The sequence below is a fragment of the Halosimplex salinum genome (assembly GCF_003730195.1).
In the GTDB taxonomy this organism is placed as follows: domain Archaea; phylum Halobacteriota; class Halobacteria; order Halobacteriales; family Haloarculaceae; genus Halosimplex; species Halosimplex salinum.
This window is the reverse complement of the sequence record NZ_QWGG01000002.1, coordinates 523,925-547,585: the sequence shown is the minus strand read 5'-3', so window position 1 is coordinate 547,585 and position 23,661 is coordinate 523,925. Positions and strand designations below refer to the sequence as shown.

The 23,661-nt window shown below is 68.0% G+C and carries 25 protein-coding genes and 1 tRNA gene; 18 read left to right on the top strand and 8 right to left on the bottom strand.

Going from position 1 to position 23,661, the window contains the following annotated elements:
* Window positions 1-91 precede the first annotated feature (91 nt).
* Window positions 92-331, top strand: a complete 240-nt coding sequence (locus D1409_RS07910) for a DUF7535 family protein (protein ID WP_123535791.1) — start codon at window positions 92-94, stop codon at window positions 329-331.
* Between the two features lie 17 nt (window positions 332-348).
* Here D1409_RS07910 and D1409_RS07905 read toward each other — a convergent pair whose 3' ends face one another.
* The 3 genes from D1409_RS07905 to D1409_RS07895 all read right to left on the bottom strand — a co-directional run bounded on the left by D1409_RS07905 (window position 349) and on the right by D1409_RS07895 (window position 3,499).
* Complete coding sequence (locus tag D1409_RS07905) at window positions 349-2,688, bottom strand: xanthine dehydrogenase family protein molybdopterin-binding subunit (protein ID WP_123535790.1); 2,340 nt, start codon at window positions 2,686-2,688, stop codon at window positions 349-351.
* Between the two features lie 72 nt (window positions 2,689-2,760).
* Window positions 2,761-3,270, bottom strand: coding sequence for a 2'-5' RNA ligase family protein (locus D1409_RS07900; protein WP_123535788.1), 510 nt, complete (start codon window positions 3,268-3,270; stop codon window positions 2,761-2,763).
* Between the two features lie 46 nt (window positions 3,271-3,316).
* Entirely contained in the window at window positions 3,317-3,499 is a 183-nt protein-coding gene (locus tag D1409_RS07895) for a DUF7554 family protein (RefSeq protein ID WP_123535786.1), read from the bottom strand.
* A gap of 113 nt (window positions 3,500-3,612) precedes the next feature.
* Here D1409_RS07895 and D1409_RS07890 point away from each other — a divergent pair, with 113 nt between their 5' ends.
* The 11 genes from D1409_RS07890 to argF all read left to right on the top strand — a co-directional run bounded on the left by D1409_RS07890 (window position 3,613) and on the right by argF (window position 15,501).
* Window positions 3,613-4,740, top strand: coding sequence for a helix-turn-helix transcriptional regulator (locus D1409_RS07890; RefSeq protein ID WP_123535784.1), 1,128 nt, complete (start codon window positions 3,613-3,615; stop codon window positions 4,738-4,740).
* A 155-nt stretch (window positions 4,741-4,895) separates the two neighbouring features.
* On the top strand, window positions 4,896-6,014 hold the full coding sequence (locus tag D1409_RS07885; protein ID WP_123535782.1) for a collagen-like domain-containing protein: 1,119 nt from the start codon (window positions 4,896-4,898) through the stop codon (window positions 6,012-6,014).
* Window positions 6,015-6,372: 358 nt separating this feature from the next.
* Window positions 6,373-7,629 (top strand): argininosuccinate synthase, encoded by a 1,257-nt coding sequence (locus tag D1409_RS07880; protein WP_123535780.1) that lies wholly within the window; start codon window positions 6,373-6,375, stop codon window positions 7,627-7,629.
* 1 nt (window position 7,630) lies between these two features.
* On the top strand, window positions 7,631-9,157 hold the full coding sequence (gene argH / locus D1409_RS07875; protein ID WP_123535778.1) for an argininosuccinate lyase: 1,527 nt from the start codon (window positions 7,631-7,633) through the stop codon (window positions 9,155-9,157).
* Window positions 9,158-9,373: 216 nt separating this feature from the next.
* Window positions 9,374-9,538 (top strand): lysine biosynthesis protein LysW, encoded by a 165-nt coding sequence (lysW, locus tag D1409_RS07870; protein WP_123535776.1) that lies wholly within the window; start codon window positions 9,374-9,376, stop codon window positions 9,536-9,538.
* 2 nt (window positions 9,539-9,540) lie between these two features.
* Window positions 9,541-10,440 carry a lysine biosynthesis protein LysX gene (lysX, locus tag D1409_RS07865; RefSeq protein WP_123535773.1) on the top strand — a complete coding sequence of 300 codons (900 nt, stop codon included), beginning with the start codon at window positions 9,541-9,543 and terminating at the stop codon, window positions 10,438-10,440.
* A gap of 10 nt (window positions 10,441-10,450) precedes the next feature.
* Complete coding sequence (argC, locus tag D1409_RS07860; protein WP_123535771.1) at window positions 10,451-11,488, top strand: N-acetyl-gamma-glutamyl-phosphate reductase; 1,038 nt, start codon at window positions 10,451-10,453, stop codon at window positions 11,486-11,488.
* 14 nt (window positions 11,489-11,502) lie between these two features.
* Window positions 11,503-12,357 (top strand): acetylglutamate/acetylaminoadipate kinase, encoded by an 855-nt coding sequence (locus D1409_RS07855; protein WP_123535770.1) that lies wholly within the window; start codon window positions 11,503-11,505, stop codon window positions 12,355-12,357.
* Window positions 12,354-13,487, top strand: a complete 1,134-nt coding sequence (locus tag D1409_RS07850) for an aspartate aminotransferase family protein (RefSeq protein WP_123535768.1) — start codon at window positions 12,354-12,356, stop codon at window positions 13,485-13,487. The genes D1409_RS07855 and D1409_RS07850 overlap by 4 nt, the downstream gene beginning before the upstream one ends.
* A complete protein-coding gene (locus D1409_RS07845) occupies window positions 13,480-14,604 on the top strand; it encodes a [LysW]-lysine hydrolase (RefSeq protein ID WP_123535766.1) in 1,125 nt (374 codons plus the stop codon). The genes D1409_RS07850 and D1409_RS07845 overlap by 8 nt, the downstream gene beginning before the upstream one ends.
* 6 nt (window positions 14,605-14,610) lie before the next feature.
* Window positions 14,611-15,501: an ornithine carbamoyltransferase gene (argF, locus tag D1409_RS07840; protein WP_123535764.1), complete on the top strand. Its 891-nt coding sequence runs from the start codon at window positions 14,611-14,613 to the stop codon at window positions 15,499-15,501.
* Between the two features lie 326 nt (window positions 15,502-15,827).
* On the opposite strand, the gene D1409_RS07835 is transcribed toward argF, so the two are convergent.
* Window positions 15,828-16,313: a hypothetical protein gene (locus tag D1409_RS07835; RefSeq protein ID WP_123535762.1), complete on the bottom strand. Its 486-nt coding sequence runs from the start codon at window positions 16,311-16,313 to the stop codon at window positions 15,828-15,830.
* 156 nt (window positions 16,314-16,469) lie between these two features.
* On the opposite strand from D1409_RS07835, the gene D1409_RS07830 reads away from it, so the two are divergent.
* From D1409_RS07830 to D1409_RS07815, 4 genes are all read left to right on the top strand, one after another.
* Window positions 16,470-17,282: a DUF5518 domain-containing protein gene (locus tag D1409_RS07830; RefSeq protein WP_123535760.1), complete on the top strand. Its 813-nt coding sequence runs from the start codon at window positions 16,470-16,472 to the stop codon at window positions 17,280-17,282.
* 165 nt (window positions 17,283-17,447) lie between these two features.
* Window positions 17,448-17,729, top strand: coding sequence for a DUF5789 family protein (locus D1409_RS07825; protein WP_123535757.1), 282 nt, complete (start codon window positions 17,448-17,450; stop codon window positions 17,727-17,729).
* 73 nt (window positions 17,730-17,802) lie between these two features.
* Window positions 17,803-18,036, top strand: a complete 234-nt coding sequence (locus D1409_RS07820) for a hypothetical protein (protein WP_123535755.1) — start codon at window positions 17,803-17,805, stop codon at window positions 18,034-18,036.
* A gap of 82 nt (window positions 18,037-18,118) precedes the next feature.
* Window positions 18,119-18,508, top strand: a complete 390-nt coding sequence (locus D1409_RS07815; protein ID WP_123535753.1) for a helix-turn-helix domain-containing protein — start codon at window positions 18,119-18,121, stop codon at window positions 18,506-18,508.
* Window positions 18,509-18,944: 436 nt separating this feature from the next.
* Here the strand turns inward: D1409_RS07815 and thrC are convergent, their stop codons facing one another.
* On the bottom strand, window positions 18,945-20,225 hold the full coding sequence (thrC, locus tag D1409_RS07810) for a threonine synthase (RefSeq protein ID WP_123535751.1): 1,281 nt from the start codon (window positions 20,223-20,225) through the stop codon (window positions 18,945-18,947).
* A gap of 60 nt (window positions 20,226-20,285) precedes the next feature.
* Window positions 20,286-21,275 carry a CapA family protein gene (locus D1409_RS07805; protein WP_123535749.1) on the bottom strand — a complete coding sequence of 330 codons (990 nt, stop codon included), beginning with the start codon at window positions 21,273-21,275 and terminating at the stop codon, window positions 20,286-20,288.
* An 88-nt stretch (window positions 21,276-21,363) separates the two neighbouring features.
* On the opposite strand from D1409_RS07805, the gene D1409_RS07800 reads away from it, so the two are divergent.
* Window positions 21,364-21,438: transfer RNA gene (locus D1409_RS07800), tRNA-Arg, on the top strand.
* Window positions 21,439-21,628: 190 nt separating this feature from the next.
* On the opposite strand, the gene D1409_RS07795 is transcribed toward D1409_RS07800, so the two are convergent.
* Window positions 21,629-21,928, bottom strand: coding sequence for a hypothetical protein (locus D1409_RS07795; protein WP_123535747.1), 300 nt, complete (start codon window positions 21,926-21,928; stop codon window positions 21,629-21,631).
* Window positions 21,929-22,382: 454 nt separating this feature from the next.
* On the opposite strand from D1409_RS07795, the gene D1409_RS24385 reads away from it, so the two are divergent.
* Window positions 22,383-23,249, top strand: coding sequence for a hypothetical protein (locus D1409_RS24385; protein WP_164471603.1), 867 nt, complete (start codon window positions 22,383-22,385; stop codon window positions 23,247-23,249).
* A gap of 16 nt (window positions 23,250-23,265) precedes the next feature.
* Here the strand turns inward: D1409_RS24385 and D1409_RS25185 are convergent, their stop codons facing one another.
* Complete coding sequence (locus D1409_RS25185; protein ID WP_206425002.1) at window positions 23,266-23,637, bottom strand: hypothetical protein; 372 nt, start codon at window positions 23,635-23,637, stop codon at window positions 23,266-23,268.
* Between the last annotated feature and the right edge of the window lie 24 nt (window positions 23,638-23,661).

Sequence of the window (23,661 nt, the reverse complement as noted above, 5' to 3'; positions counted from 1 at the left end):
GCGAACGCTATTGCGCAACCGGCAGACGGACCCGAACACGTCGACGATCCCGGGGAACGGTTTTATCGAATCTCTCGCCCTATATGAGGCTATGAGCGACACGACAGCGGACGAGAGCGAGGATCCGGGTACCGCGACGCAACTCCTGCGGACGGTCACGCCGGGGACGGGGTACCGCCCCGACGTGGAGATGGACTCGCTCGGGTGGGCGCTGTTTCTCGGCCTCGTAATCCTGCTCGTCCCGCTGCTGCCCTTCCTGATCGTCGGGTGGCTGTTCACGAAGGCGCTCGACTTCCTCGCGCGACAGCGAGGGTCCGAGGGCGCGGACTGAGACGCCCGCCGACCGCACTACTGTTCGGCCTCGCGGATCGCCGTCCACACCCGCTCTTCGGTGAGCGGCATGTCGACGTGGGCGATTCCGAGGGGGTCGAGCGCGTCGCAGACCGCGTTGACGACCGCCGGCGGCGCGGCGATGGTCCCCGCCTCGCCGATGCCTTTCACGCCCAGATCGTTCGTCGGACTCGGCGTGACGGTCGCCTCCGTCTGGATATCGGGGACGTGGAAGGAGCGGGGGACGGCGTAGTCGAGCATCGAGTCGGTTTCGAGCGTCCCGTCGTCGGCGTAGACGGCTCCTTCGTAGCGCGCCTGGCCGATGCCCTGGGCGACGCCGCCCTCGACCTGCCCCTCGACGATGGTGGGATTGACCCGCTCGCCGCAGTCGTCGAGCGCGACGTAGCGCTCGATGTCCACCGCGCCGGTCTCCGGGTCGACGGCGACGGCGGCGACGTGCGTCCCGAACGTGTAGGCAGTCTCCTCCTGCTCGAAGAACGTCGTCGCCTCCAGTCCGGGGTCCATCCCCTCGGGGACGCCCCAGCCGTAGGCCGCTTCGGCCACGTCGGCGAAGGTACGGGTCTCGTCCGTGTGGTCGGGAGCGGCGAACTCGCCGTTCTCGTACTCGACGGCCTCGACGGGCGCGTCGAGCAGGTTCGCGGCCAGCTCGCGGGCCTTCTCGCGCACGGCGCGGGCGCTCTCCGCGACGGCGTTGCCGCCGGTGATGGTCGAGCGACTGCCGAAGGTGCCGGTCCCGGTGGGCGTGGCGTCCGAGTCCCCCTCGTTCACGTCGATGGCGTCGTAGTCGACGCCGAGTTCGTCCGCGACGATCTGTGCGTAGGTGGTGCCGTGACCCTGCCCGTGGGAGTGGGTGCCAGCGTAGACGGTGACGGTGCCGTCGGGGTGGGCGCGCACGACGCCGCTCTCGTGGCCGCCGCCGGTCGACTCGACGTAGCAGGCCAGCCCCACACCGAGGTAGCGCCCGTCGTCGTCGCGGTCCGGGCGGTCCCGGAGGTCCGCCCAGTCCGCCGCGTCGAGCGCCTCGTCGAGGCCGAGTTCGTAGTCGCCGCTGTCGTAGGTGGCGCCGACGGCCGTCTCGTGGGGGAACTCGGCGATCTGGTTCGCTCGCCGCAACTCGGCGGGGTCGAAGCCCAGTTCCCGCGCGGCCGCGCCGACGAGGCGCTCGGTGACGTAGTTTGCCTCGGGGCGGCCCGCGCCGCGGTAGGAGTGGATCGGTGCGGTGTTCGTGAAGACGGCGCGGGTCTCGCAGTGGATCGCGGGGATGTCGTACTGGCTGGCGAGGAGCGACCCGTACCAGCTGGGCATGGAGAGGCTGCCGCCGAGGCCGTACCCGCCGACGTTGGCGTCGGTCTCGACGCGGAGCCCGCGGATCGTCCCGTCGTCGTCGACGGCGAGTTCCGCGGTGGTCCGGTGGTCGCGGCCGTGAGCGCCCGCGAGGTAGTTCTCGCTGCGCGTCGCGGTCCACTTCACCGGGTCCCCGAGGTCCATCGCGGCGAAGGCCGCGGCGGCCTCGCCGGGATGGTGGTGGCCCTTGTGGCCGAAGCCGCCGCCCACGGAGGGTGCGACGACGCGGATCGCTCGCTCGGGGAGGCCGAGCGTCGTCGAGAGCTTCCCGCGGTGGCCGTGTGGCGACTGGGTCGTCATCTCGACGGTCAGGCGCTCGTCGCCGGCGTCCCAGCGGGCGACCGCCGCGCGGGGTTCGAGCGCGTTCGGGATCAGTCGGTTGTTCGTCAGGTCGACTTCGACGACGTGGTCGGCCGCGGCGACGGCCTCGTCGGTCGCCTCGGCGTCGCCGAGTTCCGAGACCGCCGCGACGTTGTCCGGCGCGTCGTCGTAAACGGTCGGGGCGTCGGGTTCCTGCGCGGCGCGCTGGTCGACGACGGTCGGGAGCGGGTCGTATTCGACGTCGACCGCGTCCGCGGCGTCGCGGGCGCGGTAGCGGTCCTCGGCGACGACGGCGGCGACCGGTTGCCCCTGGTAGCGGACGCGGTCGCGGGCGAGTATCGGGTGGCCGGGCGGGTCGCAGTCGAGGCCGTGCGTCGAGATGGGGAGGACGCCGGGGACCCCGGAGTCGGCAACGTCGTCCCACGTGTAGACGGCGAGCACGCCGTCCATCGATTCCGCGGCGCTCGCGTCGACCGATTCGACTGCGGCGTGGGCTTCGTCGCTCCGGGCGAAGGTGAGGTAGGTCAGGTCGGCCGCGGCGACGTCGTCGGTGAAGGTGGCGTCGCCGGTGAGCAGGGCGGCGTCCTCGCGGCGGTCGACGCTCTCGCCGACGAGGGCGTCAGATCCGGCGTCGGTGCCGTCCGGTGGGTCCGTCGGCGCGTCGTCGGTCATGGACGATGGATCTGGCGACAGCGGCTAAACTGTTGTCCCGCGCGAGCGTGCGAGCACGACCCCGACGCAGAGTCAATGGGGGAGCGAGACGGAGCTGACCGACTGGTCGTGTTCGGCGTCCCAGAACTCCAGGCGCTCGACGGACCACTCGACGGGGTCGAAGGGGGTGTCGCGCAGGCCGGCGGCCCGCTCGATAGACCCGCCGCGAGCGACGGTGACGTGGGGGACGTACCCCTCGCCCTCGATCTCGTCGACGGGGCGGAACACCTCGCAGAGCCGTTCGTGGAGGGCGACGAGACCGGGGCTCTCGACGGCGAGGTAGACGACCGGGCTCTCGCCTCTCGGGACGTCGGTGAACACGTCGACGCCGGTGACGCGGACGGCGAAGGGGGGTTCGCCGGCCAGCACTTCGCGGGCGCGGGCCTCGAGTTCGTGGTAGGTGGCGGCGTCGTCGGTGTCGAGGCGCTTGCAGACGAGGGTGTGTTCGCCGCGGCGGCGGACGGAGGCCGTGCCGAGGCGGGTCCCCAGGTCGCGGGCGAGTGCGGCGACCGTGCCGGGGACGGGGACGTTCAGGCTGTACACGACCGTGAGGAGTGGAGCGCGGGCGAAAAGACCGTCGAACGCCGCCTCAGATCCGGTCCAGCAGCCAGAGGACGATCAGGACGACGATCACCAGCCCGAAGACCGACTTCAGCGGACCGAGGACGATAGACAGCGCTGCGTCGAGTATCTCGATAGCGATCCAGACGACGACGAGGACGAGGACGACCTTCAACAGCGTCTCGACGTCCAGATCAGCTCGTGAATCCATGGGCAGACGGTCGGCGTCCGGCGGGAAAGGCGTTGTGGCCGGCTCGCCGGGGCGGTGGCGCTCGCGGTCACACTGCGGAAAGCCTTTCGCCGTTCGGACCAACCCCAGTGACGATGAGAGGCACGTCGCGCCGGATCGCCGTGTCGGTCGCGGTCGCACTCGTCTGTCTGTCGGCGGTCGGCCCCGCGCTCGGGGCCGTCGGACAGTCGGGCGACCGGAACACCGCGGCACAGGGGGAACTCGGACAGCAGGTCGGGCCCGCCCAGCAGGCGCCCGCGTTCCAGACGGCGGTCGACCCAGACTCGGTGGAACTGCGGGCCGCGGTCAGCGAGGACGGCACCGCCGAGTGGACCGTCGAGTTCCGGGTGCGCCTGACCGACGAGAACGACACCGCGGCCTTCGAGTCGGTCCAGGACGACGTCGAGGCGAACCCGGCGGAGTTCACGGACCAGTTCGCCACCGGGATGGAGCGCACGGTGTCGAGCGCCGAGAACAGCACCGGCCGCGAGATGGCGCTGGAGAACGTCACCGTCACCACCACGAGAGAGCAGCTCCCACAGGAGTACGGCGTCCTCACCTACCGGTTCACGTGGACGAACTTCGCGCGAGCCGACGGAGACCGGCTCCGGGTCGGCGACTCGCTCTCGGGCTTCTTCCTCGACGAACAGTCCGCACTGGTGCTCGCGTGGCCGACCGACTACGAGCGCCAGTCGGTGACGCCCGAACCGGACGACACGGGCAACGGCTCGGTCACCTGGCGCGGTCCGGCCGACTTCGGCCCGAACGAGCCGCGCCTGGTCGTCGCACCCGGCGGCGGCCTGCCGACCACCGCGCTCGCCGGCGTCGCGCTGCTCGTGCTCGCGCTGGCGGCCGGCGGCCTGCTGTATCGCTCGCGCAGCGGCGACGCCGCGACCGACGAAGACGCCGACGGCGCGGCGGGTGCGGGCGGCGCGGCCGCCGCCGCGTCGACGGGCGGCGGTGACGCGCCCGCCGCGGACGAGTCGGACGACGACGCCGACGACGGGCCGCCCGAGGAACTGCTGAGCAACGAGGAGCGCGTGATCGGCCTGCTCGAGGACAACGGCGGCCGGATCAAACAGCAGCAGATCGCCGGCGAGTTCGACTGGACCGACGCCAAGACCAGCCAGGTCGTCGGCAACCTCCGCGACGAGGACGCCGTCGAGACGTTCCGGATCGGCCGCGAGAACGTCGTCGCGCTCCCCGAAGAGAGCGATTTGTAGCTTCCGGTCGTTCACACGCCCGGCCGACCGGATATCACCGGCGTACCCGGGGACTGCGCGCCGATCTACCGAGGTCGAAATCGGGCTTAATCGGGATTGAACCGGGTTGAGGACTGTGGGTTTATATGGGATAGCCGGGCCAAGGAAGAGACAGGATGGACGAAGTATCACCCGTCGCCGTGGCGCTTCTGGTCGTGCTCGGTGCCGTCGGCGCGGTTCCGGTCGCCGCGCTGTCGGGCGCCGGGTCCGGCGCGCAACAGACCGCCGCGAACGAGACGGTGAACGAGTCGCTGGCGCCCGGCGAGCGGTTCGCCGGGGTCGTCGGCGTCGAACAGGCCGAGATCGCCGGCGAGGTGGAGGCGCGGGCGTTCGGCCAGCGGGTCGCCGCCGCGCGGTCGAACGCGTCGGCCGCCGGCGTCGTCGCCGACGAGGTCACGGACCTCGAGGATCGACTGACCGAACTCGACGAGCGACTGGCCGAACTGGAGCGCGCCCACGAGAACGAGACGCTGAGCGAGGGGCAGTACCGCGCCCGACTCGCGAAGGTGCACGCCGAGCAGCGTGCGCTCCAGCGGCAGGTCAACCAGACCGAGTACGTCGCCCGCGAACTGCCCGCCGCGGCGCTCGAAGCGAAGGGCGTGAACGTGAGCGCCATCGAGACGCTCCGGACGCGGGCCAGCGAGATGAGCGGCCCCGAAGTCGCGGCCATCGCGCGGGGTATCGCCGGGAAGAACGCCGGCAAGGGTATGGGCGGCCCGCCCGAGCAGGCCGGCCCGCCGGCGTTCGTGCAGAACCGGACCGGCGGACCGGGCGCGTCCGGTAACGGCAGCGCCGGCGGACAGGGCAACGGCGGTCCGCCCGCCGACGCCGGCCCGGGTACCAAGACCGGGCAGGCCACGGACGCGGGCCCGGGAAACGAGACCGGACCGCCGGCCGACACCGGTCCCCGTAACGAAACCGGACAGGCCGCCGGCGCTGATCCGGGAAACGAGACCGGGCCGCCCGCCGACTCCGGCCAGGGTAACGAAACCGGACCACCAGTAGACACCAGCCCGAGTAACGAGACCGGGCCGCCCGCCGATTCAGGTCCCAGTAACGAGACCGGACCGCCCAGCGACTCCGGCCAGGGTAACGAAACCGGACAGGCCGGGTCCGGCGATTCGGGCGGCAGTGACGGCGGTTCCGGCGGCGCGGGCGACGATGCCGGCGGTGCCGGCGGTTCGAACGCCGACGAGGAGACGAACCGGTCTGCCGTTCCGGTCGAGCGTCTGTAGACGGCCGACAGCGGCTACTCGCGACCGTGTTTCGTGTGAACCATAACCAGTCGATAGCCGCCCGCTCGACGGCGCTTCGGAAAGTTTTAGTACCGAACTATCGGTAGTAGCAGATACATGGCTACGACCCGCGCTCCCGGCACGCAGGCCGCGTCGAGTGGCGGGTCCGCCGACCGACTTTTCACGCGTCGAGTCGCGTCCGCGGCGGCAAGCCGCGTCGAGACTCGACGACCGCGGCGACGACGGCCGGGCCGTTAGGCCCGAAACTACCTCTCCCATCGTCGCCACGTCTCGTTTCCAATCGCCGCCACCGTCGGGTTCCGGGCGGACACTTCACCCGACAGCTACCACACAACACATGACATCCGACCCATCCGGCACGGTCGCGCTCGCCTTCTCCGGCGGGCTCGACACGACAGTCTGCGTCCCGCTCATCAAGGAAGAGTACGGCTACGACGACGTCATCGGCGTCACCGTCGACGTCGGCCAGCCCGCCAAGGAGTTCGACGAAGCCGAGGAGACCGCCGAGGAACTCGGCCTCGAGCACTTCGTCGTCGACGCGAAAGCGGAGTTCGCCGACCTCTGCATGCAGTCCGTCAAGGCCAACGGCACCTACCAGGGCTACCCGCTGGGCACCGCGCTCGCGCGCCCGGTCATCGCCAACGCCATCCTCGAAGTCGCCGAGGAACAGGGCTGTAGCGCCCTCGCCCACGGCTGTACGGGGAAGGGCAACGACCAGCTCCGCTTCGAAGCGGTCTGGCGCGCCTCCGACCTGGACGTGCTCGCGCCGATTCGCGAACTCGGCCTCACCCGCGAGTGGGAGAACGAGTACGCCGCCGAGAAGGGCCTGCCCGTCGAGGGCGGCGACGGCGGCCGCTGGAGCATCGACACGAACCTCTGGAGCCGCTCCGTCGAGGGCTCCGAACTGGAGGACCCGTCGTACGTCCCCGGCGAGGAGATCTACGACTGGACGACCGCACCGGGCAGTGCAGAGACGGAGACGCTCGAACTCACCTTCGAGCAGGGCGTCCCGGTCGCCCTCGACGGCGAGGCGATCGACGCCGTCGAACTCATCGAACAGCTCAACGAGACGGCCGGCAAGCACGGCGTCGGCCGCTCGGACATCATGGAGGACCGCATGCTCGGCCTCAAGGTGCGCGAGAACTACGAGCACCCGGCCGCGACGGTGCTGCTGAACGCCCACGAGGCCCTGGAGAGTCTGGTCCTCACGCAGGAGGAGCGCGCGTTCAAACAGCAGGTCGACCAGCGCTGGGCCCAGAAGGGCTACGAGGGGCTCGTCGAGGCGCCGCTCACGAAGGCCCTCGAGAGCTTCATCGAGCAGACCCAGACGAAGGTCACCGGGACCGTGACGGTCAAGCTCGACGGCGGGCAGGCCCGTCCGGTCGGCCGCGACAGCGACTACGCGGTCTACAGCGAGTCGGCGGCCTCGTTCAACGAAGAAGCGGTGACCGACGACATCGAACAGGACGACGCCACCGGCGTCGCGAAGTACCACGGCTTCCAGTCGCGTCTCGCCAACCGCGTCGCGGCGAACGTCGCGGCGAAGCAGGCCGAGGCCGCCACGGACGGCGGTCAGACTGACGACAGCGAATAAGATGACGAACGGCGAGGACACTCCCGACGCGGGCGATACGACCGGTGACGCTGACAGCGGCGACGCCGCCAGCGCCGGCACCGCGATCCGCCGGGACCGCTTCTCCGGCGGGCCGGCGCGCGGGTTCATGTCCTCGCTCGCGGCGGACGAACGCATCTTCGCGGCCGACCTGCAGGTCGACCGCGCTCACGTCGTGATGCTCGCCGAACAGGGCATCGTCGACGACGAGGACGCCGGTTCGATCCTCGCCGCGCTGGACGACGTGGAGGCGGCGGGCCACGGCGAGTTGCCCGACGCCGAGGACGTCCACGAGGCCATCGAGACCGCAGTGATCCAGCGCGTCGGGCCCGAGGGCGGACGGATGCACACCGCCCGCTCGCGCAACGACGAGGTGGCGACCTGCATCCGGTATCGCCTGCGTGCGGACCTGTTCGAGGCGCTCGAAACTGTGGTCGGCGCGCGCGAGCAGTTGCTCGACGCCGCGGCCGAGCACACCGAGACGGTGATGCCCGGGTTCACGCATCTCCAGTACGCCCAGCCGGTCACGGTGGCCCACTGGATCCTCTCATACGAGGGGCCGCTGGCCCGCGACACGGAGCGCCTGCTCTCGGCGTTCGACACGACGAACCAGTCGCCGCTCGGCGCGGCGGCGTTCGCGGGGACGCCCTTCGACGTGGACCGCGAGCGCACCGCCGACCTGCTGGGCTTCGACGGGACGGTCGCGAACTCGATGGACGCTACGTCCTCCCGTGATTTCCTCGTCGAGACGACGAGCGCGCTGACGACGCTGGCGACGACGCTGTCGGGGCTGGCCGAGGACCTCGTGGTGTACAGCGGTCGGGACTACCTCGAAATCAGCGACGACTACGCGTCGACGTCGTCGATCATGCCCCAGAAGAAAAATCCCGACACCCTCGAGATCGTCCGCGCGACCGCAGGCGAGGCACAGGGCGCGCTCCAGCGGTTACTGACGACGCTGAAGGGGCTGCCCCGGTCGTACAACATCGACCTGCAGGAGGCGACGCCGCCGGCCTGGACCGCGGTCGATACCGTGCCGCCCGCGCTGGAAGTGGTGACGGGCGCGCTGACCACGGCGGAGTGGCACGAGGACGTGCTGGCCGCCGAAGCGGCGGCCGGGTTCTCGACGGCGACGGGCGTCGCCGACCGGCTGGCGATGGCGGGCGTCCCCTTCCGAACGGCCCACGAGGTCGTGGCGACCGTCGCCGAAGACCTCGAACCCGGGCAGGACGCCCCCGACATCGACGCGCTGGAGGCGGCGGCCGAGGAGATTCTGGGCGAGCCGCTGACGGCGTACGTCGACAGGGAGACGCTGACGGCGACGCTGTCCCCCGTCGAGAGCGTGGCGATGCGCGACTCGGCCGGCGGTCCCGCGCCCGACGCGGTGGCCGTCCAGATCGAGGGCGCTCGCGAGCGCCTGTCGGCCGGCGAGGCCGCGGTCGCCGACCGCCGCGAAGCGGTGACCGGCGCGCTCGACGACCTCGAGACGGAGGTGACAGAGTATGTCTGAGACGACCGCGCGCCGGCAGCGCGCTCACAGCGACCCGCACTACCGACCACAACCGCTCCCACGACCCCTTCGAGGGGAACTACCACAATCTTGATACAGTGAACGGACTGTCCGCGAATTTCGGCTTGCAACGCGCTTAGAGTGGCGTATGCGTAACCCTTCTTGTCTGATAGGTTCGAAGGCTTTAAGTACATAGCACTGCGAGTAGCTGGTACAATGGCAGAATGCGTCGAGTGCGGAGCGGAGGTATCTCTGCACGACGGCATCGAGATAGGAGAGATCGTCGACTGTGGCACCTGCGGTGCGGAGCTCGAAGTCGTCGACACCGAACCTCCAGTCCTCGAGACGGCACCGGAGCTCGAAGAGGACTGGGGTGAGTGAGAGTGAACGTCGGCATCCTCTACTCCCGGATCCGTCGGGACGAGAAGCTCCTGCTCAACGAGTTGCGTGAGCGCGACCACGAGGTCGTGAAGGTCGACGTCCGCAAGCAGCGCTTCGGGCTCTCCGACCCGCCCGAGGACATGCAGGACGTCGACGTGCTCGTGGACCGCTGTCTCGCCACGAGCCGCTCGCTGTACGCCACCCAGTTCGCCGAGGCCTACGACATCCCGGTCGTCAACGCGGCCGCGACGGCGGAGGTCTGTGCGAACAAGGTGAAAAACAGCATCGCGCTGGAGCAGGCGGGTGTGCCGACGCCGACGACCGACGTGGCGTTCACGAAAGACGCGGCCCTCGAGAGCATCGAGGACTTCGGCTATCCGTGCGTCCTCAAGCCGGTCGTCGGCTCGTGGGGGCGCCTGATGGCGAAGATCGACTCCCGTTCGGCGGCCGAAGCGATCCTCGAACACAAGGAGACGCTCGGGCACTACGAGCACAAGGTGTTCTACATCCAGGAGTTCGTCGACAAGCCGGGTCGCGACATCCGTATCGTGGCCGTCGACGGCGAGCCGGTCGCCGGCATGGTCCGCTCGTCGGACCACTGGCTGACCAACGCCGCCAAGGGTGCCGAGACGGCGGAGATCGAGATCACGCCGGAGATGGAAGAACTCGTGCGGAAGGCCAGCGACGCGGTCGGCGGCGGCCTCCTCGGGATCGACCTGATGGAGACCGGCGTGGACGACGACGGGAACCCCTCGGGGTACACCGTCCACGAGGTCAACCACACCGTCGAGTTCAAGGCGCTCAACGAGGTCACCGACGTCGACGTGCCCGCGCGGGTCGTCGACTGGCTGGAGAGCGTCGCGGGGGCGGCGGACACGGAGACGGCAGAGGCAACCACATGAGGACGAACGTATGAGCTACACTGCATCGGTCGTCGGTGGATCGGGCTTCACCGGTGGCGAGCTCCTCCGCCTGCTGGCGGGCCACCCGGAGTTCGAACTCGCCCAGGCGACGAGCCGGTCGAAGGAGAACAAGACGGTGGGCCACGCGCACCCGAACCTCCGCGACCTGGACCTGCGTTTCTCCTCGCCCGAGGAGCTAGAGAGCGTGGACGTGCTGTTCGCGGCGACGCCTCACGGCGTCTCGATGGAGCAGATCGACGCGTTCCAGGACGCCGCCGACACGGTCGTCGACCTCTCGGCGGACTTCCGTCTCGACACGGAAGCGCAGTACGACGAGTGGTACGACGGGCACACGCGCCCCGAGCTGCTGGAGGAGTCCGTCTACGCGCTCCCCGAAGTGACGCGCGACGAACTGCCGGGCGCGGATCTGATCGCCTCCGGCGGCTGTAACGCGACCGCGACGATCCTCGGGCTCAAACCGCTGGTCGAGGACGGGATCCTCACCGGCGACGAGCAGGTCGTCGTCGACGTGAAGGTCGGCTCCTCGGAAGGCGGTGCGGGGGGCGGGGAAGCGTCCTCGCACCCCGAGCGCTCGGGCGTCGTTCGCCCGTACGCGCCGACGGGCCACCGTCACGAGGCCGAGATCGAGCAGTTCCTCGGACTCGACGTGTCCTTTACCGTCCACGCGGTGGACATGATCCGCGGTGCGAGCGCGACCTGTCACGTCTTCCCGGGCGAGCCCGTCTCGAAGGGCGACCTCTGGGGGGCGTATCGCGGCGAGTACGAGGACGAGCCGTTCGTCGAACTCGTCGCGGGCGGCGGTGGCGTGTATCGCTACCCCGAGCCGAAGGCGGTCGCGGGGACGAATCGTGCGGAGGTCGGGTTCGAGCTCGACCCCGGAAACAGGCGCCTCGTCGTCTTCTCGGCGATCGACAACATGATGAAGGGCTCGGCGGGGCAGGCGGTCCACGCCGCCAACGTCGCGCTGGGTCTCGAGGAGACGGCGGGACTGGAGTTCGGGGGCCTCCACCCGGTCGGCGCCCCCTGAGCAGGTGATTTTTCGTGACTACAGTCGTCAAGATCGGCGGCGCTCGCGCGGTCGACCCCGCGGGCGCACTGGCGGACGTTGCATCGTTACGTGAAGACGGAGAGAGCGTCGCGGTCGTCCACGGCGGCTCGACCGCCGTCGACGAGACGCTCGAACGGCTCGGTATCGAACCCGAGTACGTCGAGACCCCGTCGGGCGTCGTCGGCCGCTTTACCGACGAGGACACGATGGAGGTGTTCGAGATGGTGTTCGGCCACCTCAACACACAGCTCGTCGCGGGCCTCCAGAGCCAGGGCGTCGACGCCGTCGGATTGAACGGCGTGGACGGCAGGCTCCTCTACGGCCCGCGGAAGTCCGCGGTGCGCGTCGTGGAGGACGGCAAGCGCAAGATCAAGCGCGGCGACCACTCGGGGACGATCAAGCGGGTCAACGCGGACCTGCTGGAGACGCTCTTCGACGACGGCTACACGCCAGTCGCGTCGCCGCCGATGGCCGGCAAGGACGAGGAAGACGTTATCCCCGTCAACACCGACGCCGATCGCTCGGCGGCCCACATCGCGGGCGCGCTGGAGGCGACGCTCGTCCTGCTGACGGACGTGGAGGGCATCTACGCGGATCCCGACGATCCGTCAACGCTCATCGAGTCCGTCGAGACGCCCGACGAGTGGGCGGCCCTCGAGGACGCCGCCGAGGGGTTCATGGAGCGGAAGGTGATGGCCATCGAGGAGTCCCTCGACGGCGGTGCGGCGGAGGTCATCGTCGCGGACGCGAACGCCGAGGAGCCGATCCTGTCGGCCCTGTCCGGCGGCGGCACGCACGTCCACGCGTCGGCACTTTCAGATACTGCGGAGACGGAGGAGACACAATGAGCGGATTCGTCTTTTCGGAGAAACCCATCCAGATCGAGGAGGGCGACGGTGCGACCCTCTACGACGACGACGGCACAGCTTACCTCGACTTCGGCGCCTCGTACGCCTGCGTCCCGCTGGGGCACGGGCACGAGGCGGTCCACGACGCCGTGACCGAGCAGTTCGAGAAACTGACCTACGTGCAGGCCTCCTACCCCAACGCGGCGCGGACGGCGCTGTACGAGTTGCTGGCCGACACCGCGCCCGATCCCATCGACAAGACGTGGCTCTGTAACTCCGGCACGGAGGCCAACGAGGCGGCGCTGAAGTTCGCCCGCTCGGCCACCGGGAACTCGAAGATCGTCGCGACGATGCAGGGGTTCCACGGCCGGACGATGGGGTCGCTCGCGACCACCTGGAAGAGCAAGTACAAGAAGCCCTACGAGCCGCTGATGGGCGACGTGGAGTTCGTCCCCTACGACGACGGCGACGAACTCGCCGACGCCGTCGACGACGAGACCGCGGCTGTCATCGTCGAACCCGTCCAGGGCGAGGGCGGCATCAACCCCGCCTCCGCCGAGTTCCTCCAGCGCGCCCGCGAGGAGACCGAAGAGTCGGGCGCGGCGCTCATCTTCGACGAGGTGCAGACGGGGATGGGTCGGACGGGGACGCTGTGGGCCGCCGAGCAGTCGGGCGTCACGCCCGACATCCTCACCGCGGCGAAGGGACTGGGCAACGGGTTCCCGGTCGGCGCGACGCTGTGTCGCGACTGGATCGCCGAGGACTACGGCTCGCACGCCTCGACGTTCTCGGGCGGCCCCGTCATCTCGGCGGCCGCCGGCGCGACCGTCTCGACCATCGTCGACGAGGACGTCCCGACCCACGCCAGCGACGTGGGCGCGTACATGCAGGAGCGCCTCGAAGCGGAGATCGGCGACGAGGTGCGCGACGTGCGCGGCGAGGGCCTGATGGTCGGCGTCGAGGTCGGACGCGGCGCGAACCGCGCGCTGAAGCAGCTGGCGATGAACCACGGCATCCTGGCGCTGCCGGCCGGACGGACGGTCGTCCGGTTCCTGCCGCCGCTGACGGTCACCGAGGACGAGGTCGACCAGGTCGTCGACGCCATGGCGGAGGTCGTCGGTGATGAGTGAGAGCGCGGGCGAGAACGCCGGAGCGGACATCGGCCCCGACGAGGCGGCGCGCGACCTCCTGATCGAGGTGGTCGACACGCCGTCGGTGACCGGCGAGGAAGCGGAGGCCGCGCAGGTCCTCGTGGAGTTCTTCGAGGCCCACGACCGCGAGGTGTGGATCGACGAGGTCGGGAACGTCCGCGCGCCGGCCGACGACAGCGTGCTGTTGACCTCGCACATCGACACCGTCCCCGGAGACATCCCGGTGCGAGTGGAGCGCGTGCCTCCGGAGGAGGCACGGTTCGGAGGCGGTGAAACCGCCGACAGCGAGGACGGTGAGGAGCAGCTGTGGGGACGCGGGAGCGTCGACGCGAAGGGGCCGCTGTGTTCGATGGCCGTCGCGGCCGTGCGGACGGGCGTCTCCTTCGTCGGCGTCGTCGGCGAGGAGGTCGACTCGCGTGGTGCCCGCTACCTCGTCGAAAACCGCGACGAGGTCCCGGGGGCCGTCGTGAACGGCGAGCCCTCGGGCTGGGACGGCATCACGCTGGGGTATCGCGGCCTGCTCGCGGGGACGTACGTCGCGACCTCCGAGTCGGGCCACTCCTCGCGGCCGGAGAACAACGCCATCCAGGACGCCATCGACTGGTGGTCCCGCGTCGAGGACGAGTTCGCCCACGACGAGTGGGTGCCCGTCTTCGAGCGGGTGACGTGCAAGCCGATCAGCTTCGAGGGCGGCGCCAGCGACGACGGGCTCTCCGTCGAGGCGACGGTGGACGTGCAGTTGCGCGTCCCGCCGGAGTACACGACCGAAGAAGTCCGTGAACTGGCGGACGGCCACCTGACGAACGGGACGGTTCACTGGCACGACGCGGTCGAGCCGGTGATGCAGAACCCGCGGACGGCGGTCGCGCGGGCGTTCCGCGCCGCGGTCCGGCAGACGGGCGGCGACCCGCGACTCCTGCGGAAGACCGGGACGAGTGATATGAACATATACGCACAGGAGTGGGACTGTCCGATGGTGACCTACGGGCCCGGCGACTCGGACCTGGACCACGCGCCGGACGAGCACGTCTCGCTGGCGGAGTACGACCGCGCCGTGGCCGCGCTGGAAGCCGCGACCGACCAACTGCTCGATTAGCAACTCATGACGAACTTCCTCGACGTCGACGACCTCACGACCGACGAACTGACGGCCGTCCTCGACCGCGCGGCGGCGATCAAGGCCGACTACCGCGAGCACGGGTCGACCGACCTGCTGGACGGTCAGACCCTCGGGATGATCTTCGAGAAGCCGTCGACACGGACGCGAGTCTCCTTCGAGACCGGCATGACACAGCTGGGCGGGCACGCGGTGTTCCTCGGCCCCGACGACATCGGCCTGCACGGCCGCGAGCCGGTGAAAGACATCGCGCGGGCGCTCGGTCGCTACGTCGACTTCGTGATGGCTCGCGTGTTCGACCACGAGGACGTGGTGGAACTCGGCGAGTACGCGGAGGTGCCGGTGATCAACGCGCTGACCGACGACGCCCACCCCTGCCAGACCCTCGCCGACCTGTTGACCATCCGCGAACGCTTCGAGGACCCGACGGTCGCGTGGGTCGGCGACGGCAACAACGTCTGTCAGTCGTTCGTCCTCGGCGCCGCGATGTGCGGGCTCGATCTGAGCGTCGCCACGCCCGAGGGCTACGAGGTGGACGAGGGCGTGCTGGACCGCGCGGAGACGCTGGGAACGGCGCCCGCGGTGACGACCGATCCCGAAGCGGCCGTCGCGGACGCCGACGTGGTGTACACGGACGTGTGGGTCAGCATGGGCCAGGAGGACGAGCGCGAGCAGAAGCTCGCCGACTTCGAGGGGTTCCAGATCACCGAGGAGTTGCTCGGCGACCGCGCGCTGATGCACTGTCTCCCCGCCCACCGCGGCGAGGAGGTCACCGACGCGGTGCTGGAGAGCGACAACGCCATCGTCTGGGACCAGGCGGAGAACCGCCTGCACGCCCAGAAAGGGCTCATGGCGTGGCTGGCCGAGCAGGAATAGTCACGCGCCGAGCGAAGCGAGGCGCGCTTTTTCACCACCGGAAGACGGTTCTGCTCGTTCGCTTCGCTCACTGCGCGGACTGCGACTTCCGAGCCTCGGGGGGGGGGGGGGGGGGGGCGCCCCGGTTTGTGTGGGGGGGTGGGGGGGGGGGGGGGGGCCCCCCCCCCCACTACCGCCCCTCGCCTCGCACCGCTGGGCGACAAATTTTTTTTGCGCGAGTGGGTCGCGAGCGAAGCGAGCGACCCCGAGCGGAAAAAGATGGTAGCTGGCTCGTGGCGTGGCTGGCCGAGCAGGAGTAGCGCGGTAGGTGCCGGGACGGTGGCCGGTCAGGAGCGGACGAGGTCGAGTAGTTGTTTGCCGTCGCTGTCCAGTCCGTCGTAGGCGCCGCCGGAGTACGTCCTCGGGACGATGGTCGCTACCGCCCGAACGAGTTCACTGTAGAAGATAGCGGTCAGGCAGACGGATAGCGGTCCGGTACCGTCGCGGAAGACCATCGCTCCCAGCGTCGCGACGACGAGAACCGTCATCGCCGGCCCGGCCGCGAAGGAGAGCGCCCGGACGCGCTTCGAGTGCGTCCCCTCCCACTCGAAGTAGCCGTACGTCAGCAGTTTCCGCACGCCATCGAAACCGACCGTCACCGTCAGCGGACCGAGACGGGCCGTTCTCCCCGAGTCGCTCCCGATCGAAACGTGTACGCACCCACCTGCGAGGAGGATCGGAACGGAGTGGGCGGCCTCGTGGAGGAAAAGCGCGACGACGACCCCGGCGACGGCGGCCGGAACAGCCAGCACGTACAGTATCACGCCGCCCATAGAGATGACGTTATTCGGACAGGTCCTAAAGGTATCCCCCACGCGAGTGGGGCGCCGTGTCGCGGGCGGCGATAGGCTCGGGTTATCGCCGGTAAGGCGTCTCGACCGGCGAGAACGGTCGGCAGTGGTCAAGGTGTCGCTCAGCCAAGATCTCGTATGGCCTCGACAGGGACGAACGCGAGCGAGCGCGACGCGACGAGCGGGAGCGGCGAACAGCGGGCGCGGCGGGTAGTGGACTGGGCGGTGCCGATACTGCTGGGGCTGTACGGGCTGGCGCTGGGGTTCGGCGGGGCGGCGCTGGCGGTGGCCGCGGACCGGACCGTGATCGCGAAGCTGGTGGCCGAGGGGACGATCCAGTCGGACGTGTTCACGGACGCGACGCTGGTGGACGTGAGCTTCGCGACGGCGCGCTGGAGCGGGGTCGGGCTGGTCGTGACGGGGCTGTTGGCGTGGGCGGGGGCGATAGCGTTCGTCGCGCATCGACGGCGCGAGCGGAGCCGGGAAGCCGGGACGGGACCCGACCCGACGTACACGTGGACCGACGCGGTGGCGGGCGGGGTGGTGACGGCCGTCGCCTCGTTCCTGTTGCCGTTCGCACCGATGCTCGGTGGGTTCGCCGGCGGGTATCTCCACCGCAACGAGCGAACGAGCGCGACGCGAGTGGGCGCGCTGTCCGGCGTGCTGTCGATACTGCCGCTGGCGGTGGCGCTGGCGTTCGTCACCGCCGGGGTCGCTGTCGGGGCGCTGCGGGTCGACGCGGTCGGCGTCGCGCTGCTGGTCACCGGCGTCGTACTCGTGTCGCTGCTGTTCACGGCGCTCCTCTCGGGCGGCTTCGGCGCGCTTGGCGGCTACCTCGGCGGCCAGCTCCGCGACCGCGACGCGGACGAACCCGACGAGTTCGCCGACGAACACGAGGAGGGCGACTTCGACGACGAACGGCCCGGCCACGAGGAGTCGACCGCCGACTGAGCGGCCCCCTCGCGAACCCGGCGAACCGACCCTCGACCCCGGACTCTCCAGTTCTTCCGCCGCACTGCCAACGTACGTCCAGAACGGCGCCCCGATATCGTGCGTGAGATTGACACACTCCTAACCTCATGATTTATAATGACGTAGAATGATCGTGAAATACAGATGCGGATCACAGAGACGCGAAAGTTGTTCACGGAATCGTGCGAGTACCCGACAGACGCGGCGGCCGTCACGGACGCGTTCGGTGACGTGGAGATCGAGGCGCCGACGGGCGACACGACGACGGTCGAGACGGTGCTCGCGCGGTCGAACGAGACGACGTACCGGTCGGCCGACGCCGTGTACACGGCGATGATGAGCAACGTCGACGAGACCTTCATCGGCCGCAAGTACTACGACGACCGCGGCGACAACCAGCCCCACCCGAACCGGAGCTGGCAGTAGCGACCGACGCGGCCGGCAGGCGCCGGTGGACCGGAACGAACACTGATTATCGCGGCGGTCCAACCGTGGCGTGATGACCGACCTGCCAGTCGTCGACGCCGGCGAGATGGACGCCGACGCCCTCCTCGCCCGGATCAAATCGGAGGGGCGAGTCCGCGTCCGCACGGAGTTCCTCGACGCCGAGCACGAGGTGACGCTCCGGTGGGACGGCACCACCTTCTACTGCGACACGCCCACGCGCCTCCACAAACACGACTCCGAGTCGGAGATGCGGACCTGCCTGCAGAACCAGGGCTACGGAACGTAGGTGACGGATCGGTCGACGGATCTCGGGTGAGGCGTGGGTAACATGCCTGTTTAAGCGTCGGGGGCCGCAAGTGTCGGATACTATGGTCGAGGCGGACCCTTCGCCCCAGCGCTTTCGCGAACTGATGCTCGACGAGGAGCCCGGTTTCGAGGACGTGCTCGCCTGCGTCTTCAACATCCAGGAACACGAGGTCAGGACGTTCCTGACACTCCAGGAGTTCCCCGGCAGCACGGTCGCCGAGCTGGCCGACCAGCTAGAGCGCGACCGCAGTAACGTCAACCGGTCGCTGTCCACCCTCCGAGAGAAAGGGCTGGCCGGACGGGAACGGCGGTTGCTCGACGGCGGCGGCCACGTCTACCAGTACTCCGCGACACCGCTTCCCGAGGCCCGCGAGTTGATGCACGACACCCTCGACGAGTGGACCGCGTACGTCCACGACCGCATCGACGAGTTCGGCGAAGAAGACCTCTGATCTGGTGGGTCTGGTCCTGGTGTCTGGGTATCTCTGTTACATTCTCGACCGTACTCGACAGCTTGTGCTGACCGCTTTCGACCCGCTCACTCTCAGACAGTTCTACCGCACTCGGCGGCAAGCGTTGAAAGCCCTCGACCCGCTCGCGGGCGCTGAGTAGGATATTCTCGCTCGCTTCGCTCCCTCGAATAGTGCCTACTCAGGCGCCTCCGTTCACTGCGTTCACCGCGAGCGCGCCTCGCCCTTTCAGTCCTCCAGGAACACAGCGACCCACATCGCACCGCAAACAGCCTCACGCCTCCCCAGCCGATTCGCTCAGTCGCTCCGCTCCTTCGCTCATCCCTCGCACGGCTCCGTCGCGCGCATGAAAGCGCGCGACAGCGCGCGCCAGAACGAAGAACGGTGAGTCGAAACAGATTCGCCGGCCGAATCGGCGTTACTCGCTCAGGTGGTCGAGGACGGCTTCGGTGTCGTTGGGGACGGGTTCGGGCTCGCTCCCTGCCTCGTAGGCCGCGTTGGGGTCTTTGAGCAGGTGGCCCGTGGTGAGACAGACGACGTCCTCGTCGGCGTCGATTTCGCCGGACTCGCGGAGTTTGCGGAGACCGGCGATGGAGGCGGCGGAGGCGGGTTCGACGCCGACGCCCTCCTCGGCGAGCGAGCGCTGGGCGTCGGTGATCTGTTCGTCGGAGACGGCGACGGCGGTGCCGCCCGTCTCGCGGATGCCGGGCAGGGCCTTCGGGGCGTTGACCGGGTTGCCGATGCGGATGGCGGTCGCGCGGGTCTCGACCTCGTCCCAGCGGCGGACCTCGTCGTTGCCCTCGCGGATGGCCTCGACCATCGGCGCGGAGCCCTCGGCCTGCACACCGGTGAGTTTGGGCACCTCGTCCTCGTCGATAGCGCCGACCTCCCGGAGTTCTCGGAAGCACTTGTACAGCGCGGCGGTGTTGCCGGCGTTACCGACCGGCAGGACGATCCGGTCGGGATAGCGACCTTCGTCGGCGTGGAAGCGCTCCATGATCTCGAGGCCGATGGTCTTCTGGCCTTCGAGGCGGAAGGGGTTGAGGGAGTTGAGGAGGTACGCCTCGCCGCGGGCGGCCAGGTCCTGGACGATGTCGAGACAGGAGTCGAAGTTGCCGTCGACTTCGAGGATGCGTGCGCCGTGGAGGCTGGCCTGCGCGACCTTCCCGGCGGCGACCTTCCCGGCGGGGAGGAGCACGAGCGTCTGCATGCCGCCGCGGGCGCCGTAGGCGGCCAGCGCGGCGCTGGTGTTCCCGGTCGACGCGCAGGCGAGGCGGTCGACGCCGACCTCCTTCGCGACGCGGACGCCGACGGTCATCCCGCGGTCCTTGAACGAGCCGGTGGGGTTCATCCCCTCGTGCTTCACGCGGAGGGTGTTGACACCGGTCTCCTCTTCGAGGTCGGGGACGTAGTGGAGCGGCGTGCCGCCCTCGGGGAGGGAGACGCCCTCCTCGAAGGGCAGGGCCGCGGCGTATCGCCAGACGCCGTAGGGGCCGCTCTCGGGCGTGCTCGCGCCGCCGAAGTCGTCCCACGTGGGGAGGTCGGCGTAGCGGACTTCGAGGAGGCCGTCGCAGTCGTCGCAGGTGTACCGGATCGCGTCGAACGGCGCGAACGTCTCGCCGCACTCGATGCAGGTGAGCCAGACGCCGTCGGTCGCGACCGCGGGCTCGGGCTCGGCCAGGTCCAGGTGTGCGCTCATTGGTGGCTCTGAACGCCCGGCGACCAAAAGAGGGACGGTTGTCGTGTCGTCTCACACTGCTCAAGCCACGTCCAGCACTAGCGCCTCACCGTCGCGCTCGAAGCGGGTGCCGTAGCGCTCCGACCGTTCGCGCATCCGTTCTCGACTCCACGCCGCGACCGACCCCTCGGCCGCGTGGACCGCCCGGTCGCTGATCTCCGTCGGTTCGAGGCGGAGAGAGTCGACGCCCGACTCGTTGGCGTCGGCGACGAACAGGAAGCTCCGGTCGTTCCGGAGTTCGCCGTCAACCCGGTAGTCGTCGACGAAGTCGCCGCAGTCGTGGAGCACGGGCGTCCCGTCGACCACCTCGACCCCCTGGAACACGTGGGCGCTGTGGCCGTGGACGAGGTCGACACGCCCGGCGAGCCAGCGGTGGAACTCCCGGAGCGTGTCGGCCGGCTCGGTCTCCATGTTCGGCCCGCCGTGGACCGACGCGACCAGCAGGTCCGGCTTCAGCGCGCGGGCGTCGTCGACCATCCCCTCGATAGCGGCCTGGGTCACCTCGTCGCCGGGGTCGAAATCGAGGTGGCACACCCCCGGACTGTCCGGCCCGGCCGCGTACTCGGGCGTGTTGTCCGTCGCGGCGATCACCGCGATATCGAGGCCGTCGACGGTGAACTCTGCGGGTTCGCGGGCGTCGGCGACGGTCTCGCCCGCGCCGGCGTGAGCGACGTCGATCGCGTCGAGGTGGTCGAGCGTATCCAGCAGCGCGGGCTCCTCGAAGTCCAGCAGGTGGTTGTTGGCGAGGCAGGCGAAGTCGACGCCGGCGGCGGCCAGCGCGTCGGTCGCCCAGTCCGGCGTCGCCCGGAAGTGGAACGGTCGACGCGTTCGCTTCCAGCGCCGGCCTCTCGTGGAAATCGCGCATTCGAGGTTGATCAGCAGGCCGTCGAGGTCACCGAGGCGGTCGAGTAGATTCCCCCAGACGTCCGTCGCGGCGGTTCCCGGCTCGCTGTAGCGTTCGTCGACCAGCCGCCCCAGCATCACGTCCCCCGTCAGACCGATTCGGGGCATGTGTGATCGTTCGGCGTGGAGTAGCAAGTGTGATCGGTCGGGGAGAACCCACGCCGCTTTTTACGCGCGCCCTTTCACTCTCAGACGAGGGCACGTAGCTCAGTCCGGATAGAGCGTCGGACTTCTAATCCGACGGTCGTGGGTTCGAATCCCACCGTGCCCGTCCACCTTTTTCCGCCGGGGGTGTCCTCGGTCGCTTCGCTCCCTGCGGGCACCCCCGACGCAAAAAGATGGGGCAAAAAAGCCGGCCGCCTCGCGGCCGGTGAACCGCCTCGCTCCGCTCGGCGGATGCTCGACGACCGCGTTCTGGTCCGCGACACCGACGAACGTGAAACGAACGATCGGCTGAAATCTCAGGAACCCACGTCCGGGTCAGCGGCCTTCTCGTCGAAGCCGGCCAGCCGGTACTCGCGGGAGTCGGTACAGTCTTCGGTCGCAGCGGCCAGGTCGCCGATGGCGAAGTCGTAGCGGTGTTCGAACTCGCCCTCACGGCTCTCGAGTCGGTCGAACACGTCCTGCGCGGTCAGGTGCTCGTCGTAGTCCTCGCGGAAGGCCGTGGCCTTCTCGGCGGCCGCCGCGGCGGTGTCGCCGTCGGCACCGAACTTGTCCTCGAACGCGTCGCGCAGTTCGCTCTCGAAGGTGTCGTCGCTCATACGCGTGCGTTCGTGACCGGTCCACGAATGACTTTCCACTTGGGTTCAGACGTGTTTTCGGGGCATCAGGTCCGCTAACCCCGTGTCTTTGCTCCAGGTGAGCGTGAATATGTAATTATTTTATCACTATTCGTATTTGAATATTGCAATTAAGTACAAATCATGACCAGAGTACATCTAAGTCGAAACCACATATGGACGACGACTCAATCAATCGAAACGTAAATCGACGTACTGTACTACACGCCACGGGTGCCGGATTTGTAGGGCTCAATGGGATGAAAGTAGCTATAGCGGCGACGATACCGTCGAAATTGTAGTCGAGAAAGCACCAGAAAACAAACAAGACGCGACAAAAGAGGTACCGAGGGAGTGGCACCGATATGAAGAAACGGTAGACAGGGTTTACGATACCACTAGCGAGAGGCATGGTACCGACGAGAACGTTACAGGGATGGGGATTCGAAGAACGGAGAACCGAATAAATGGGCATCGAACGAATAAGATCAAGGTCTTTCTGAAAGATAAATCGAAATCAAACATCCCGGAGTCAATCGATGGTGTTCCAATCGAGACGGCTTCGCAGCGCGGTGAGTTCGTCCTTGATGCAGATCGTGGCTGTTATAATAACGACCCAATCTCCGTAATAAACCCGGGAGAACTCTTGTATGGCAGTGGCGGTACCGGTTCATCAGGATGGATTGTAGACTGGGACGGGTCCGAATATTGTTTAACTGCGAACCATGTGTTGACATCAGATTACAACTGTGATGGTTCAGGGTTACCTATCTACGACGTAGACAACAACAAGGTCGGAAACTGTGATAGATACCGTGACCTGTGGGACTGGGCGCTCATTGATGTGAAAGATAGCATCTCTTCTAGTGAGTACATCGATGAAACGAGCGGTGGCTTCCCCGGTGACGACTACCCAGAGCAGGCGTCGAACTTCACCCGAAGCGGGATTAAGGATCTTATGGACACCGATGAAACAGTCTGGCAGACGGGTGTCGGGACAGGCACGACGAAAGGACAGATACTGGGTATAAATGAGAGTTACAGTAACGATAAGAATTGTGTTGACGTATTTGACGACGGGGTGTTAACCACTTGTAACGTATGTGGTGGCGACTCCGGCGGTCCGATCTACGCCGAGAGCTCTCTTGATATCGGCGATGTCTCGGCTATTTCCATTTACAGTGGACACTACGAAAACGATGAGATGGACGAACAGAACTGTCAGGATCAGAATATCGCGTCGCAGGGTTACAGCACCCCTGCCTGGAAGATGAAAGATTCATACAATATCGAATTCTATTAGCTGCCATCGGCCAGTTCTAGCGATTAAGTATCCGCCTTTCGAGTGTCCGTTCTCCATCGGAGGTATGCGTGATGACCACTTCGTTCGGGATAGCTGGAGTGAACTCCAGACGTACACTGTACGAGATGGGGCGGTCTGCGCCCATGACGAACTGATCGGAGTCCGCATCGTCGACTTCTCGAATCCTGACCGATACTTCATCGTCGTCGGCTACGACCTCGTCAAGAGAAATAGTGCGATTCGATGGACCGCCGACGAAAACTCCGGATATCAGAATAGCCCCATTGTCTGGCAGAAAGAATGCCATCGATTCGCCCGTAGAGGGAGGAAAGATTTCGAAACTATTGATTTCGAACTCGCAGTTAGCAAGGGGATCTGAGTCACTCATAGCCGAGAGTTCGAGTTCTGGATA